This is a genomic window from Buttiauxella cochleicola, assembly GCF_021282405.1.
Lineage (GTDB): Bacteria > Pseudomonadota > Gammaproteobacteria > Enterobacterales > Enterobacteriaceae > Buttiauxella > Buttiauxella massiliensis.
Genome location: NZ_JAJSOU010000005.1, coordinates 30,452 through 45,862 on the forward strand (window position 1 = coordinate 30,452; position 15,411 = coordinate 45,862).

At 49.8% G+C, this 15,411-nt stretch carries 16 protein-coding genes; 7 read left to right on the plus strand and 9 right to left on the minus strand.

The genetic code is table 11. From position 1 onward, the window contains the following. Window positions 1–2: 2 nt before the first annotated feature. Both LVQ79_RS07965 and sdhE read right to left on the minus strand, forming a co-directional pair. Window positions 3–425, minus strand: a complete 423-nt coding sequence (locus tag LVQ79_RS07965) for a protein YgfX (RefSeq protein WP_232864538.1) — start codon at window positions 423–425, stop codon at window positions 3–5. Beyond that, the gene (gene sdhE, locus LVQ79_RS07970; RefSeq protein WP_064513590.1) at window positions 406–672 is read right to left on the minus strand and encodes an FAD assembly factor SdhE; all 267 of its coding nucleotides are present in this window, start codon (window positions 670–672) and stop codon (window positions 406–408) included. The genes LVQ79_RS07965 and sdhE overlap by 20 nt, the downstream gene beginning before the upstream one ends. 247 nt (window positions 673–919) lie before the next feature. Here sdhE and ygfZ point away from each other — a divergent pair, with 247 nt between their 5' ends. Then, window positions 920–1,906 carry a tRNA-modifying protein YgfZ gene (gene ygfZ, locus LVQ79_RS07975; protein ID WP_151993197.1) on the plus strand — a complete coding sequence of 329 codons (987 nt, stop codon included), beginning with the start codon at window positions 920–922 and terminating at the stop codon, window positions 1,904–1,906. 39 nt (window positions 1,907–1,945) lie between these two features. Here the strand turns inward: ygfZ and trhA are convergent, their stop codons facing one another. Then, entirely contained in the window at window positions 1,946–2,599 is a 654-nt protein-coding gene (gene trhA, locus LVQ79_RS07980; protein WP_151993196.1) for a PAQR family membrane homeostasis protein TrhA, read from the minus strand. A gap of 285 nt (window positions 2,600–2,884) precedes the next feature. Here trhA and LVQ79_RS07985 point away from each other — a divergent pair, with 285 nt between their 5' ends. The 3 genes from LVQ79_RS07985 to LVQ79_RS07995 all read left to right on the plus strand — a co-directional run bounded on the left by LVQ79_RS07985 (window position 2,885) and on the right by LVQ79_RS07995 (window position 5,825). Beyond that, window positions 2,885–3,481, plus strand: a complete 597-nt coding sequence (locus LVQ79_RS07985; RefSeq protein ID WP_232864539.1) for an HD domain-containing protein — start codon at window positions 2,885–2,887, stop codon at window positions 3,479–3,481. Between the two features lie 15 nt (window positions 3,482–3,496). Beyond that, on the plus strand, window positions 3,497–4,225 hold the full coding sequence (locus LVQ79_RS07990; RefSeq protein WP_034457717.1) for a MurR/RpiR family transcriptional regulator: 729 nt from the start codon (window positions 3,497–3,499) through the stop codon (window positions 4,223–4,225). Between the two features lie 166 nt (window positions 4,226–4,391). Beyond that, entirely contained in the window at window positions 4,392–5,825 is a 1,434-nt protein-coding gene (locus LVQ79_RS07995; RefSeq protein ID WP_151993194.1) for a 6-phospho-beta-glucosidase, read from the plus strand. A 45-nt stretch (window positions 5,826–5,870) separates the two neighbouring features. On the opposite strand, the gene LVQ79_RS08000 is transcribed toward LVQ79_RS07995, so the two are convergent. Together LVQ79_RS08000 and LVQ79_RS08005 are read right to left on the minus strand one after the other, a co-directional pair. Continuing rightward, on the minus strand, window positions 5,871–7,337 hold the full coding sequence (locus LVQ79_RS08000) for a sensor histidine kinase (protein WP_232864540.1): 1,467 nt from the start codon (window positions 7,335–7,337) through the stop codon (window positions 5,871–5,873). A 3-nt stretch (window positions 7,338–7,340) separates the two neighbouring features. Further along, window positions 7,341–8,051, minus strand: coding sequence for a response regulator transcription factor (locus LVQ79_RS08005; RefSeq protein WP_232864541.1), 711 nt, complete (start codon window positions 8,049–8,051; stop codon window positions 7,341–7,343). 143 nt (window positions 8,052–8,194) lie between these two features. On the opposite strand from LVQ79_RS08005, the gene LVQ79_RS08010 reads away from it, so the two are divergent. The 3 genes from LVQ79_RS08010 to LVQ79_RS08020 are packed head-to-tail and all read left to right on the plus strand — an operon-like array spanning window position 8,195 to window position 9,898. Next, entirely contained in the window at window positions 8,195–8,806 is a 612-nt protein-coding gene (locus tag LVQ79_RS08010; protein ID WP_232864542.1) for a cytochrome b/b6 domain-containing protein, read from the plus strand. 9 nt (window positions 8,807–8,815) lie between these two features. Further along, the gene (locus LVQ79_RS08015; RefSeq protein ID WP_232864543.1) at window positions 8,816–9,604 is read left to right on the plus strand and encodes a molybdopterin-dependent oxidoreductase; all 789 of its coding nucleotides are present in this window, start codon (window positions 8,816–8,818) and stop codon (window positions 9,602–9,604) included. A gap of 48 nt (window positions 9,605–9,652) precedes the next feature. After that, window positions 9,653–9,898, plus strand: coding sequence for a pentapeptide MXKDX repeat protein (locus tag LVQ79_RS08020; protein WP_232864544.1), 246 nt, complete (start codon window positions 9,653–9,655; stop codon window positions 9,896–9,898). Between the two features lie 51 nt (window positions 9,899–9,949). Here LVQ79_RS08020 and LVQ79_RS08025 read toward each other — a convergent pair whose 3' ends face one another. The 4 genes from LVQ79_RS08025 to gcvT form a co-directional block, all read right to left on the minus strand. Beyond that, complete coding sequence (locus LVQ79_RS08025) at window positions 9,950–10,693, minus strand: SDR family oxidoreductase (protein ID WP_232864545.1); 744 nt, start codon at window positions 10,691–10,693, stop codon at window positions 9,950–9,952. 70 nt (window positions 10,694–10,763) lie between these two features. After that, window positions 10,764–13,637, minus strand: coding sequence for an aminomethyl-transferring glycine dehydrogenase (gene gcvP / locus LVQ79_RS08030; RefSeq protein WP_232864546.1), 2,874 nt, complete (start codon window positions 13,635–13,637; stop codon window positions 10,764–10,766). 56 nt (window positions 13,638–13,693) lie between these two features. Beyond that, window positions 13,694–14,083, minus strand: coding sequence for a glycine cleavage system protein GcvH (gene gcvH, locus LVQ79_RS08035; RefSeq protein ID WP_151993186.1), 390 nt, complete (start codon window positions 14,081–14,083; stop codon window positions 13,694–13,696). 22 nt (window positions 14,084–14,105) lie between these two features. Then, a complete protein-coding gene (gcvT, locus tag LVQ79_RS08040) occupies window positions 14,106–15,203 on the minus strand; it encodes a glycine cleavage system aminomethyltransferase GcvT (RefSeq protein ID WP_034459963.1) in 1,098 nt (365 codons plus the stop codon). Window positions 15,204–15,411: the final 208 nt, after the last annotated feature.

The window sequence follows — 15,411 nt, forward strand, 5'->3', positions numbered from 1 at the left end:
GTTTAAGCTTCCCCACTTCCACTCGCCTGTTGTTGCAGCATCAGGCGACGTAAATCACGCCACTCCCCCGTGTCCATGCTATCAGCGGACAGCCATAAATGCTGGCAGCGTTTGCGCCCGACTCGGCGTAAGCGCAGCATCATGCCACTGCGTAAAACCCAAGGGGAACCAACGATTTCCCACTCCTGGTTTTGCCAACGCAGATGGTAGTCGGTCAGAAGTTTCATTTCGCCCTGGCAGGCATGGATGCGCCGCTGGCTGCGCACACTGTCAAATACAACCAGCGAAAGTAGCAGCATCCAGATTAGCGTATAGCTCATCGGCCACGGCATCAGCAGCACAAAAAGTGCCACCAGACCGTGTGCTAAAAGTGATAGCCATTGTGCACGCCAGGAGACGCGAAGATCAGATTGCCACAGGACCACGTTCTTTATTCCGTGTCTGAATCAGTGTCACCATCCGTTGCAGCTCTGTATCTGCGGGTTTGCCATGATTCATTAACCAATTGAACAGGTCTGGATCATCGCTTTCCAGCAAACGGACAAACAACTGCTTATCCTCAGTGCTTAACGAGTCATATTCATATTCGAAGAATGGCATAATCGAAATATCCAGCTCGCGCATTCCCCGGCGGCACGCCCAATGAATTCGGGCTTTGTTATTGATATCCATGTGCTCTTTCCTGGTTCTCTGACAAAGTAGGTACAAATGTTAGTGTAACGTGTTTTTATGGCACGCATTAAATGAATGTTACCGTTTGCGCGCTTTATCGTGAGAAAAATCTGTAATGCGTTGCTGTTGCATTAACCTTGCGAGAAAACGCGTAATCGCACAACTCGCGTTATCAAACTGCTTGCATTGCCAAATGGCTCTTTTACCATTGAGCCAATTCATTTGCTCAAAACCCAGGGACATAACTATGGCTTTCACTCCATTTCCTCCGCGTCAGCCTACGGCCGCAGCCCGCCTGCCGCTAACACTCATGACTCTTGATGATTGGGCACTGGCAAGCGTGACAGGCAAAGATGCAGAAACCTACCTACAAGGCCAGGTCACGACCGACGTTGCACAACTGGCTGCAAATCAGCACACACTTTGCGCGCATTGTGACGCGAAAGGAAAAATGTGGAGCAACTTGCGCCTGTTCCATCGTGGCGAGGGTTTTGCCTTGATTGAGCGCCGCAACCTGCGTGATGCGCAGCTTGTTGAGCTAAAAAAATATGCAGTATTTTCCAAAGTCACCATCGCTCCAGATGATGAAAGCGTGCTGATGGGCGTTGCAGGTTTCCAGGCTCGCGCTGCGCTGGCTAATCTCTTTGCCACCTTGCCTGATGCAGAGAATCCGGTTGTACAAGAAGGTGCTACCACGCTCCTATGGTTCAACTTACCTGCCGAGCGTTTCATGCTGGTAACTGATGAATCTACCGCGCAAATACTGGCTGAAAAATTACAGGGTGAAGCACAGCGTAACGACAGCCAGCAATGGTTAGCTCTGGAGATTGAAGCTGGTATTCCGGTTATTGAACCGGTTAACAGCGCACAGTTCATCCCACAGGCCACGAACCTTCAGGCGCTGGGCGGAATCAGCTTCAAAAAAGGTTGTTACACCGGCCAGGAAATGGTGGCTCGTGCGAAATTCCGTGGCGCTAACAAGCGTGCTCTATGGTATCTCGCAGGCAAAGCCAGCCGCTTACCGGAAGCTGGTGAAGACCTGGAGTTGAAAATGGGTGATAACTGGCGTCGTACCGGTACGGTACTGGCAGCCAGCCAGCTTGATGATGGGCGAGTATTGGTTCAGGTTGTGATGAACAACGATCTGGAAGCCAATAGCGTGCTGCGCGTTCGTGATGATGTCGGCAGCGAGCTGGTTATTGAGCGACTGCCATATTCGTTAGAAGATGAGTAAAACAACCCGCCGTCGCCCTGCACATGGGGCGACGGATAATTAATGAATATAGAGATAAATCGCAAGGAAGTGGCATACACTGCCGCCGAGCACAAAACCGTGCCAGATTGCATGGTTGTAGGGAATACGCTTGCAGACGTAGAAAATCACTCCCAGCGAGTAAATCACCCCGCCAACTGCCAACAGCGTTACGCTGCCCGGCGCGAGTTTAATTACCATTTGATAAATAACTACCAACGATAACCAGCCCATCAGCAGATAAGTCACTAACGATAAAACCTTAAAGCGATGTGCGATGGTGAGCTTAAAGAGAATACCAGCCAGCGCCAGCCCCCAAATAACAACCATCAGCCCGCGCGCCAGAGGCGAATCCAGGCCCACGAGTAAAAAGGGCGTATACGTCCCGGCTATCAACAAATAAATTGCGCAGTGGTCAAATTTTTTCAGCCAGCGCTTGGCGGGTTGATGGGGAATCGCGTGATACAACGTTGATGCGAGAAACAGCAAAATCATGCTGCCGCCGTACAGGCTATAACTGGTTATTGCTGTCACACTTGCGTTAGCATCAACCGCCTGTATCAGTAACAAAACCAGCCCGACAATCCCAAAAACCAGTCCTATACCATGGCTAATACTGTTGGCGATTTCCTCCGCCATTGAATATCCTTTCGCTATCAATGGTTTGTCAGACATATGGCAACTCCCGGTGAGACAAAAAATGGATAATGCATTGCAACTCTACCCAAGATAATTCGAGTTGCATAAAGGCGGCGACGCAGTGAGTCCCCAGGAGCTTACTTGAGTAAGTGACGGGGGTGAACGAGGAAAGCCAACGCATATGCAGCTCGAAGAATGATGGGTAGAGCATAGCTGAGAACGATTCCAGCTAACACCTGTACGCTAAAATAAATCCATCAAAACTTATAACGGTATCGATACAATATATTCACACCAATAATTTACTAATGGAGCACCAGGATGACGCAGCTAGCTTTCGGCGCAATGAGTGAAGTGATTAACTTTCTGATGGAGATCGACAAGCTAAAACTTGTTGAGCGCCGCACTAAGATTATCGGTCATGGTCGCCCCGAGAACTCCGCTGAACATAGCTGGCATTTTGCCGTAGCAGCCATGAGTCTTGCTCCCTTCGCCCCAGAGAATGTTGATATTTCCCGAGTCGTCCAGATGGCATTACTGCATGATATCGTCGAGATAGATGTCGGTGATGTCCTGGTTTATGACCTTGCCGCTCGCGCAGCCATTGCCGAGAAAGAAGCCATCGCAGCTGAAAGGTTGTTTGGATTGTTACCTGAACCACAGAGCACTCTGTTTTTACAGCTATGGCTGGAATATGAAGCCGGTGTCACCGCCGATTCTCGCTTTGCAGGAGCACTCGATAGAATCCTCCCTATCCTGCAAAATTTGCATAACGATGGGCAAAGCTGGCGCGAGAATGGAATTTCGCTCGAACAAGTGTTGAAGCGCAACGCGCTGGTGGGCGAAAGCTGGCCCGAATTATGGCAACATGTCGTCGGTCATTTATATTCAGCGCAAGAAAAAGGCTGGTTAATTTAATTCGGGAAGACCCAGATGTTTACTCATGCAGCAATTGCCAATCTCAATGGCCTGGAAATGCTGGTCTATAATTTTGTCATCAAAAATCGTGACAAAGTGATGTACATGACAATCCGCGAGTTGGCTGATGCGGTGGGCGTTTCCACGACAACAGTGCTGCGTTTTTGCCGCAAGCTAAATTGCGAAGGCTATTCTGAATTTCGTGTGCGCTTTAAATTGTATCTTGAGCAAAATGATGAGCAGCTGGTTAATTTTGGCCCGAGTGAAATAATCAGCTTTTTTAAAAGCACTAATAATGAAGAGTTTGATAATTTAATTGATCAGGCAGTTGATATTATTTGTTCATCAGAACGAATTATATTTGTCGGAGCAGGAACTTCGGGTGCTTTGGCTAAATATGGTGCACGTTTCTTTTCTAATGTCGGAAAATTTAGTAACCATATTGATGACCCTTATTTCCCAGTCACTAATGATATGGCGAAAAATGCCCTGGCAATTGTGCTTTCAGTCTCCGGTGAAACAGAAGAGATCCTACGCTTCGCCAGCCAGTTCAGCCTGCATAACTGTAAAGTGCTCTCGATTACCAGCCACGAGAACTCAGCGCTGGCAAAGCTTGCTGACTTTAATATCTCCTGGCACATTCCACTTACACGCGTTGGCGGGGTGTATGACATCACCACGCAAATCCCTGTCATTTATATTTTAGAGACCATCGGCCGTAAATTGGCTAAGAAAATGGCATAAAAAAAACAGCCTGTTTTTTCCGTGTAACAAATCACATGAATCGTGATTTGTTATATCGTGACAATTAAATCTCATTTGCTAGACTCCAGACCAGAGCTTATTAATGCGCTGCCATTTTGTGATGTATCCCACATTATTTCTGGCACTGACAGTGAGATTACAAAATATGAAAAAACTGACTTTACCGAAAGATTTTTTATGGGGCGGTGCAGTTGCTGCACACCAGGTTGAAGGTGGCTGGAACAAAGAAGGTAAAGGCCCAAGTATCTGTGATGTGCTAACCGGTGGCGCTCATGGCGTGCCGCGTGAAATCACTCAGGAAGTTATCCCTGGAAAATATTACCCGAACCATGAAGCCATTGATTTCCATGGGCGTTACAAAGAAGACATCGCGCTGTTTGCAGAGATGGGCTTCAAATGCTTCCGCACCTCAATCGCCTGGACGCGTATTTTCCCGAAAGGCGACGAACTTCAGCCTAATGAAGAAGGGCTGAAATTCTATGACGACATGTTCGATGAATTGCTGAAATACAACATTGAGCCGGTTATCACCCTATCCCACTTTGAAATGCCACACCATCTGGTTACCGAATACGGTGGCTGGACCAACCGTAAAGTGGTCGATTTCTTTGTTCGTTTTGCCGAAGTGGTGTTTGAACGCTACAAGAGCAAAGTGAAATACTGGATGACCTTCAACGAAATCAATAACCAACGCAACTGGCGTGCGCCGCTGTTTGGTTATTGCTGCTCCGGCGTGGTTTACACCGAACACGATAACCCGGAAGAAGTGATGTATCAGGTGCTGCATCACCAGTTCGTGGCCAGCGCCATGGCGGTGAAAATTGGTCACCGTATCAACCCTGAGATGCAAATTGGCTGCATGCTGGCGATGGTGCCGCTGTATCCTTTCTCCTGCAAACCAGAAGATCAAATGTACGCCCAGGAATCCATGCGCGAACGTTATGTGTTCACCGACGTGCAACTGCGTGGTTACTACCCTTCTTACGTGTTGAACGAGTGGGAACGCCGCGAATTCAATATCAAAATGGAAGCAGGCGATGAGCAAATCCTGCGTGAAGGTGTATGCGATTACCTCGGCTTCAGCTATTACATGACTAACGCCGTGAAGGCTGAAGGCGGTAGTGGTGATGCACTATCTGGCTTCCAGGGCAGCGTACCGAACCCGCACGTTAAAGCGTCTGATTGGGGTTGGCAAATTGACCCGGTTGGCCTGCGTTACGCGCTCTGTGAGCTGTATGAACGCTACCAGAAACCACTGTTCATCGTTGAAAATGGTTTTGGCGCTTACGACAAAGTGGAAGAAGATGGCTCAATCAACGACGATTACCGCATTGATTATCTGAAAGCTCATGTTTCCGAAATGATGAAAGCGGTCACGTATGACGGCGTAGATTTGATGGGATACACCCCGTGGGGCTGCATCGACTGTGTTTCGTTCACCACCGGTCAGTACAGCAAACGCTACGGCTTTATCTACGTGAACAAGCACGATGATGGTACTGGCGATATGTCTCGCTCACGCAAGAAGAGCTTTAACTGGTACAAAGAAGTGATTGCCAGCAACGGCGAAAACCTCTGATTAATTTGATCAATCTTGCGCCCCCATTTGCGGGGCGCTTTTAATTCAGGTAGGCAATCCAAAGCGGAAGCAGGCACCAGTTTCTGGTCTTTCCACCAGCGCAATATCGCTGCCGTGCAGTTGCAGCATCTGGCGCACAATCATCAGCCCTAATCCACCAACTCTGATATGTGACTGATTGACAATCGACGGGCGTACAAACAATCCCTCTTTCAGTTCCTGTGGGATACCCGGTCCACTATCGCTAATTTGCACCATCACTTTTTCGCCCTCTTTCCACAATCGGACGGCAACGGTTCCTTGCTCCGGCGTATGGCGAATCGCGTTATCCAGCAAATTCGTTAATACCCGCTCAATCATCCCCAAATCCGCATCAATTAACGGCAAGCCAGGCTGAATATCGGCCACCAGTTGCAACTGACGAGTTTGCGTCATCAGTTCGAATTTCTGGAAGACATCCTGCAGCAACTCGCTCAGACAAAAATGCTCTTTCTGCGGCTTCACAACGCCGTATTCCAGACGCGCCAGTTCAAATAATGATTGTGCAAGAGTCCGTACTTTCTGGCTCTGCGCTAAAGCGATTTCCAGATACCGTTTTTTCTCAGCTTCGGAAAGTGTTGCTGACATAACAGATAAGCTTTCCAGATAACCGTGAAGTGAGGTTAACGGCGTGCGCAGGTCATGAGAAATATTGGCGATAAACTCACGGCGCAACTGGTCTTGCTGCGAAAGGCGGTGCCACTGTTCCGAAATCCGCCGCGCCATCATGATAACCCCCTGGCGTAACAGGCTAATTTCATCATTGCTATGTACTTTTTCGCAGGGGAGCGCGGCCATCGCCTGCATTTCCGCCATGCCACCGGTTTCCAGCGCATTAACCTGACGTGAAAGCGAGCGCAGTGGCCGGGTAATCCAGCGAAATGCCAGTCCACCAACAATCAGTCCAAGCAACGCAACCAGGCTGATAGAGAGCAGAACCACTTTAAACAACGTATTCGACTGCGCGTCGCTAGCAAGCGCATTGTAATTTTCACCAAGCAAAATGACATACAGATACCCTTTCACCTGCCCGTTTTGCCGCATCGGAGCCACGCTAAACACTTTTTTGCCATCGATACTACGTGGATCATCACCATAGATCGGATACTGCCGATCGTTAAGTGCCGACTGGATCGGCTCCAGATCGACTTGATGGCGTTTAATATGATCCGGCGGAGCGGCATCGCCAATGATGTTGCCTTTATCATCCAACAGATAAACTTCAACGCTTGGGTTAACCGTCATCAGATGATCAAACAGCGTGCGCACAGAATCATTATTCAGCCCATCTTGCCCAAGCAGCGGGTAGCTCTGGTTGATGTGTTCAGCCAGTGAACCTGAAAGTTGTTGGATCACCGCCTGGCTGTACTGCGTGCTGGTGCGAATCTGCAGCCATCCCAGCAGGGAGCAAGAGGTAATGAGCAACAACGCAAAAACCAGAGTCAGGCGCTGTGAAAGAGTGAGTTTTCGCATGGTTTACTCGTGTCGCGGTGCGATGAATTTGTACCCTTTTCCCCACACCGTCAAAATGAATTCAGGCTCTGCGGGGTTATCTTCAATCTTGATGCGTAGCCGATTGATGTGCGTGTTTACCGTATGTTCATAACCTTCGTGTTGATAGCCCCAAACCTGGTTGAGCAAATTCAGCCGGGAGAAAACTTTGCCAGGGTGTTTGGCAAAAAACCACAGCAAGTCAAATTCGCGTGGCGTCAGTTCCACAGGCTGATTTCGTAAATGCACATCACGCGCCAGCGGGTCGATAGTCAGCCGTTCAAAAGTGAGCGTTCCTGCATCTTGCATCAGGTTTTGGCTCATTGCTTCCTGGCGGCGGAATAGTGCTTTCACACGAGCCACCAACTCCAGCATAGAAAACGGTTTAGCCAGGTAATCATCCGCGCCCAATTCCAACCCCAAAACCCGATGTGTTTCGCTTGAGCGCGCGCTGATCATCACGATCGGCGTATAGCGTGTCATGGTGCGGGCGTGGCGACATATTTCCAGGCCATCAACGCCAGGCAGCATAAGATCTAAAATCAAGGCATCCCATCCACCCTGCTTAAGCAATTCCAGGCCCTGCGAACCATCGGCCGCATGGACAATTTCATATCCTTCTTCGCGCAAATGCAGTTGCAGAAGTTCTGCAATGTTTTCGTCATCCTCAACGATTAATAACTTTTTGGGCTTCATGACTCCGCCTTATTTCCGCCTGTTACCAGAAGTCTATACAACAAACCGACGTGGAGTTATCACATTTAATTTAACTTTTGGTGAGACTTTGGCGAACAGATTTAGGCCACACTCATTTCAACGCAATAACCGGAAATAAAACGATGGATACTCCAACGTTTCAGGTTAAACCCATTATCGTTCATCCGATGTGGTTGAGGATTTGCCACTGGTTAAATGCACTGGCGATGCTTGTCATGGTGGCAAGCGGATGGCGGATTTATAACGCCTCGCCGCTGTTTAATTTTACTTTTCCAGCTGAGTTAACCCTCGGTGGTTGGTTAGGCGGTGCGTTGCAGTGGCATTTCGCAGGAATGTGGCTCTTTGGCATTAATGGCGTGGTTTATTTGCTGATTAATATTTTCAGCGGCCGCCTGAAACGCAAATTCTGGCCTTTGTCGCCACGTGAGTTAATCAAAGATTTTGTTGCAGCACTGCGCGGAAAACTAGCTCATGAAGATCTTAGCCACTACAACACCGTACAAAAACTAGCGTATCTGTTCGTGATATTCGACGGGATCATTCTTGTTTGTTCAGGTCTGGTGGTGTGGAAATCAGTGCAGTTTCCACTATTACGCGAATTACTTGGCGGATATGACAACGCGCGTTTTATTCATTTTTATGCCATGTCTGGAATGGTGGGGTTTATCGTCATTCACCTGATTATGGTGGCGCTGGTGCCAAAAACTTTACTCGCTATGCTGCGTGGGCGATAAGGGAAAAAGATGAACAATAAAAATAAGCTTTTCTCTGAATCCGATAAAGCAGTCATTATTCACGATGCCACGAAAGAAATTAATAAGCCGTTATCATCGGAAGGCCGACGTCGTTTTTTAAAACAAGGTTTAACGCTGGGTGGTTTGATGATGCTAACCGGTTGCGATATTAGTGATAATCAATCGGTAGAAAACACATTAAGCCGTATTTCACGCTTTAATGACCGGGTGCAAGGCTGGTTATTTAATGCCAATGACCTGGCTCCGATTTATCCGGAAAACATGATGACACGCCCATTTCCCTTCAATGCTTTTTACAGTGAAGAGGAATCACCTGTGGTTAATGGCGAGGCATACCGCCTGGAAATTGCCGGTTTAGTGGCTGATAAACGCCCGTGGACACTCGCCCAACTGCACAAGATGGCGCAGGTCAGTCAGGTGACACGGCATATCTGTGTTGAAGGCTGGAGTGCCATTGGCAAATGGGGCGGCGTGCCGTTCTCGCTATTTCTCAAAGGCATTGGTGCCGATTTAAATGCCCGTTATGTCAGCTTCAAATGCGCTGACGATTACTACACCAGTATTGATATGGCAACGGCGTTACATCCGCAAACCATTATTGCATTGACTTACGACGGCGAAATATTGCCACGTAAATATGGTTTCCCCATGAAATTAAGAATGCCAACCAAGTTAGGTTATAAAAACCCAAAGCATATTTTAGTGATGGAAGTCACCAATCGTTATCCCGGAGGTTATTGGGAGGATCAGGGTTATAACTGGTTCGGCGGAAGTTAATACCCTTCATAATTCACTGTAGTTAATTAAACGATGAGGATATAAAAAATGAAAAAACTCTACACTGCTCTGATGTGCTCAGCATTATTCTTTGGCGTAACGGCTGCAAATGCTGCCGATAATATGACTAAAGATAATATGGGGAAAATGTCCCATGACTGCTCTAAAGACAGTATGAAAAAAGACTGCATGTCGAAAGATCCTATGTCAAAAGACGGCATGTCTAAGGATCATATGTCCAAAGACAAAATGTCTAAAGACAATATGGCTAAAGACGAGATGGGTAAAAAGTAATAACCCGAATAATGGCAGTTCACCGAAACATTCAGGTGACTGCCATTGATCTTATTTGCCACCCGCCAAATCCAGGAAACTTCCCGTCACGTAAGAGGCGTTATCGCTAAGCAACCAGGCGATGGCCTGTGCGACCTCTTCTGGCTGGCCGCCACGTCTCATCGGCAAGAGATCTTTTACGCGATCGACTCTCCCGGGTTCACCACCAGAAGCATGCATTTCGGTATAGATAAAACCTGGCCGCACGCCATTTACACGAATACCCTGCGCAGCAACTTCCAAAGAAAGCCCGGTGGTTAACGTGTCTACCGCACCTTTCGACGCCGCATAATCAACGTATTCACCCGGCGCACCTAAACGTGCCGCGGCAGACGACACATTAACAATCGCGCCCCCCTTTCCACCGTGGCGAAACGCCATGCGTTTTACGGCCTCCCGGCAACAGAGGAAATAGCCAGTGACGTTGGTCGCCAGCACGCGATTAATACGTTCAGCCGTCAGTTCTTCAATTGTGGATTGCTGGAACAAGATCCCGGCGTTGTTGACCAGCGCGGTCACCGGCCCAAAAGCATTGTCGATTTCGGCAAACATCGCCATCACTTGCAGTTCATCGGCAATATCCGCTTTGATGGCAAATGCCTTGCCGCTGTGCGCACGAATAACACTCACCACTTCATCAGCGGCTTGTTTGCTTTGCTGATAATTAACCACGACTTTGTAGCCAGCCTGTGCCAACAGGATAGCGGTCGCCCTACCAATGCCACGGCTTGCGCCCGTTACCAGAACCACGCCCATTTTGCCTCCTGAGCTACAGATAAAACAAAGGGCACCGAAGTGCCCTTAAGAGTATATAGCGGGATAAATATTACTGATATTCGCTCATCGGCACACAAGAGCAGAACAGATTGCGGTCGCCGTATACATCATCCAGACGTTTCACAGTTGGCCAGTATTTATTGCTATGGCCTACCGGGAACACCGCCAGTTCGCGGGTATATGGATGCGTCCAGTCAGCAACAATTTCGTCCTGCGTGTGCGGCGCATTAACCAGCGGGTTATCTTCCAGCGGCCATTCACCACGCGCCACGCGGTCGATTTCAGTGCGGATAGTCAGCATCGCGTCAATAAAGCGATCCAGTTCCAGCTTGCTTTCTGACTCAGTTGGCTCAACCATCAACGTACCCGCAACCGGGAACGACATAGTTGGCGCATGGAAGCCGAAATCAATCAGTCGCTTAGCAATATCCAGTTCGCTGATGCCTGTCTCTTCTTTCAGTGGGCGAATATCGAGAATACATTCATGCGCCACATGGCCACTGCGCCCGGTATAAAGAATCGGGAAGGCGGATTTCAGGCGAGTCGCAATATAGTTAGCATTCAGGATTGCCGTCTGGCTTGCCTTTTTCAGCCCCTGCGCGCCCATCATGCGGATGTACATCCAGCTGATTGGCAGAATTGATGCACTACCAAACGGTGCTGCGGAAACCGCGCCCTGCTGGGTTAACATCTCTTCAATTTGCACCACGCTGTGGCCTGGTACGAACGGAGCCAGGTGCGCTTTCACCCCAATTGGACCCATACCTGGGCCGCCACCGCCGTGTGGAATACAGAAGGTTTTGTGCAGGTTGAGGTGCGAAACATCCGCGCCGATATAGCCCGGTGAAGTAATCCCCACCTGTGCGTTCATGTTTGCGCCATCCAGGTAAACCTGGCCGCCGAACTGATGCACGATCTGGCAGACTTCACGGATCGTTTCTTCATACACACCATGGGTAGACGGGTAAGTCACCATGATACAAGACAGCGCATCGCCCGCTTGCTCTGCTTTAAGACGCAGATCGTGCAGATCGATGTTGCCTTGTTTATCACAGGCAACCACCACCACTTCCATACCCGCCATTTGCGCCGACGCCGGGTTTGTACCGTGCGCAGAGCTTGGGATCAGGCATAGATTACGGCTGCCTTCGTTGCGGCTTTCGTGGTAGCGACGAATCGCCAGCAGACCCGCATATTCACCTTGAGCCCCAGAGTTTGGCTGCATACAAAGCGCGTCGTAACCGGTCAGTTTCACCAGCCAGTCAGATAGTTGGGAGATCATCTGGTGATAACCTTCCGCCTGGTTTGCCGGGCAGAATGGATGTAATTCTGAGAATTCAGGCCAGGTAATTGGGATCATTTCAGCCGCAGCATTCAACTTCATGGTGCAAGAACCGAGCGGGATCATCGCCTGGTTGAGCGCCAAATCTTTGCGTTCAAGCGAGTGCATGTAACGCATCATTTCGGTTTCGCTGTGGTAGCGATTAAACACTGGATGGGTCAGGATCGCGTCTTCACGTAGCATTCCTTTCGGAACAGAAAGGCTATCACCCGCAACGTTTTGGTCGAGTTTGTCAATATCCAGGCCGTGGTTGTCACCCAGTAAAACGGTGAACAACGCCTGCACATCTTCACGGGTGGTCGCTTCATCAAGCGTAATGCCAACCGCGTTAAGAATATCGCTGCGCAGGTTGATTTCATTGGCTTCGGCACGAGCCAGCACACCGGCTTTATCGGTGACTTCGACACACAAAGTGTCGAACCAATGTTTATGACGCAGCACCAGCCCTTTTTGTTGCAGGCCAGAAGCCAGAATATCGGTCAGGCGATGAATGCGCCCTGCAATGCGTTTCAGGCCAGCCGGGCCGTGGAACACCGCATACAGGCTGGCGATGTTTGCCAGCAAAACCTGAGACGTACAAATGTTAGAGTTCGCTTTCTCGCGACGGATATGTTGCTCGCGTGTTTGCATCGCCATGCGCAGCGCGGTGCGGCCCGCGGCATCGCGAGAAACGCCGATAATACGGCCTGGCATGGAACGCTTGAATTCATCGCGTGCAGCAAAGAATGCGGCATGCGGGCCGCCGTAGCCCATTGGCACGCCGAAACGCTGTGCGGAACCAAACACGATGTCGGCACCTTGCTTGCCTGGTGCGGTCAGCAGAACCAGCGTCATAAAGTCAGCGGCAACACTCACGATGACTTTACGTTGTTTCAACTCGCTAATTAGCGCGCTGTAATCATGTACTTCGCCGGTGGTGCCCACTTGTTGCAACAGCACACCGAACACGTCCTGGTGATCCAGCACTTTCGCGGCGTCGTCAACAATCACGTCAAAGCCAAAGGTTTCAGCACGGGTGCGCACCACATCCAGCGTTTGCGGGTGTACGTCAGCGGCAACAAAGAAGCGGTTGGCGTTTTTCAGTTTGCTGACGCGCTTGGCCATGGCCATGGCTTCAGCAGCGGCGGTCGCTTCGTCCAGCAAAGAAGCAGAGGCGATATCAAGGCCAGTAAGATCCAGCGTCACTTGCTGGAAATTAAGCAGAGCTTCAAGACGGCCTTGGGATACTTCAGGTTGATACGGCGTGTACGCGGTATACCAGCCTGGATTTTCCAGCATGTTACGCAGGATCACCGGCGGAGTTTGCACCGCGGTATAACCCATGCCGATATACGTTTTAAAGCGCTTGTTACGGCTGGCGATGGTCTTTAATTCAGCCAGGGCCGCGAATTCAGTTGCAGCCTCACCCACCTGTGGTGGCTCGGCAAGCTGGATATCTGCCGGAACGATCGAAGCGATCAGCTCGTCTAACGAACGAGCGCCCACCGTCTCCAGCATTTCGTGTTGCTGCTGTGCGTCTGGTCCAATGTGGCGGTCGATAAACGCTTCGTGATTTTCAAGCTGACGTAAAGACTGGGTCATGAGCGGTGATTCCTGAAGTGTTTTCCCTCACCCAAAAAGATGAGGGGATAAAAGATTTATTCGTCTTCTAACAGAGCTTCGTACGCGGTTGCATCCAGCAAACCATCCAGTTCGGACTCGTCGCTAGCTTTGATCTTGAAGATCCAGCCCGCCGCGTATGGCTCGCTGTTGATTAGCTCAGGCGAGTCGCTCAGCTCGGTGTTGACTGCGATGATCTCGCCGCTGATTGGCGCGTAAATATCGGAAGCCGCTTTTACAGATTCGGCAACGGCGCAATCATCACCAGTGCTGACTGTTGCGCCCACTTCTGGCAGGTCGACAAACACCATATCGCCCAGCAGCTCTTGCGCGTGCTCGGTGATACCAATGGTGTAAGTACCATCAGCTTCTTTACGCAGCCACTCGTGTTCTTTGCTGTATTTCAATTCGTTCGGCACATTGCTCATTGTTTTTCTCCTGATTTCAAATTCACTGCGCGACAGCTTTACCGCCGCGAACAAAAATTGGTTTGGTTACTTTGACCGGCATTTCTCGGTTGCGGATTTGAACAATGGCGGTTTCGCCGATGCCCGCAGGAACGCGTGCCAGAGCAATGCTGTAACCTAACGTCGGCGAGAAGGTCCCGCTGGTGATAACGCCTTCACGAATGTTGCCTGATTCATCAGTAAAACGAACAGGCAGCTCATTACGTAATACGCCTTTTTCCGTCATGATCAAACCAACGAGCTGGTCAGTGCCTTTCTCACGCTGGCTCTCCAGGGCTTCACGGCCTATAAAATCACGGTCTTCAGGCTGCCAGGCGATAGTCCAACCCATATTCGCGGCCAATGGAGAAACACTCTCATCCATTTCCTGGCTATACAGGTTCATACCGGACTCCAGACGCAGCGTGTCACGTGCACCAAGGCCGCAAGGTTTCACGCCAATCTCGACAAGCTGTGCCCAAAACTCGGCAGCTTTTTCGTTTGGCATAGCAATTTCATAGCCCGCTTCACCGGTATAACCGGTGGTCGCAATAAACAGATCGCCCGCCTGAACACCGAAGAATGGCTTCATACCTGCAACCGCTTTGCGTTGTTCTTCAGTAAATAGCTGCGCGGCTTTTGCCTGAGCATTTGGACCCTGAACGGCAATCAGCGACAGGTCATCACGCACGGTGACTTCAACCGCGAACGGTTCGGCGTGTTGATTAATCCAGGCCAGATCTTTTTCACGGGTGGCAGAGTTCACCACCAGGCGGAAGAAGTCTTCGGTCTGGAAATAGATAATCAGGTCATCGATAACACCGCCGGAAGCGTTGAGCATGGCGGTGTAGAGGGCTTTACCAGGCTGGGTCAGTTTGGCTACGTCGTTTGCGACGAGATAACGCAGGAATTCGCGGGTACGGCTGCCTTTCAGGTCAACGATGGTCATGTGGGAGACATCAAACATCCCTGCATCGTTGCGCACCGCATGGTGCTCATCAATCTGCGAGCCATAGTGCAATGGCATCATCCAGCCGTGGAAGTCCACCATGCGCGCACCGCAGAGATTATGCTGTTCAAACAAAGGGGTCTTTTGAGTCATTTTTTCCTCTTTAACCATCTGGTTGAAAAGCGCATTTCGCTTTTCTTTTCTTCAGACGAAACCCAGCACCGCCATCGATCCCGAGGGCGACGCAAACGTTACCTTTTGTCTGAAGTTACCATTGAATGAGGGAGTAAACCATAAGGCTAAAACCGTTATAGCATTAGCTTATGACCAAAATAGAAAGCGCAGCATGCAGAGTATTCGA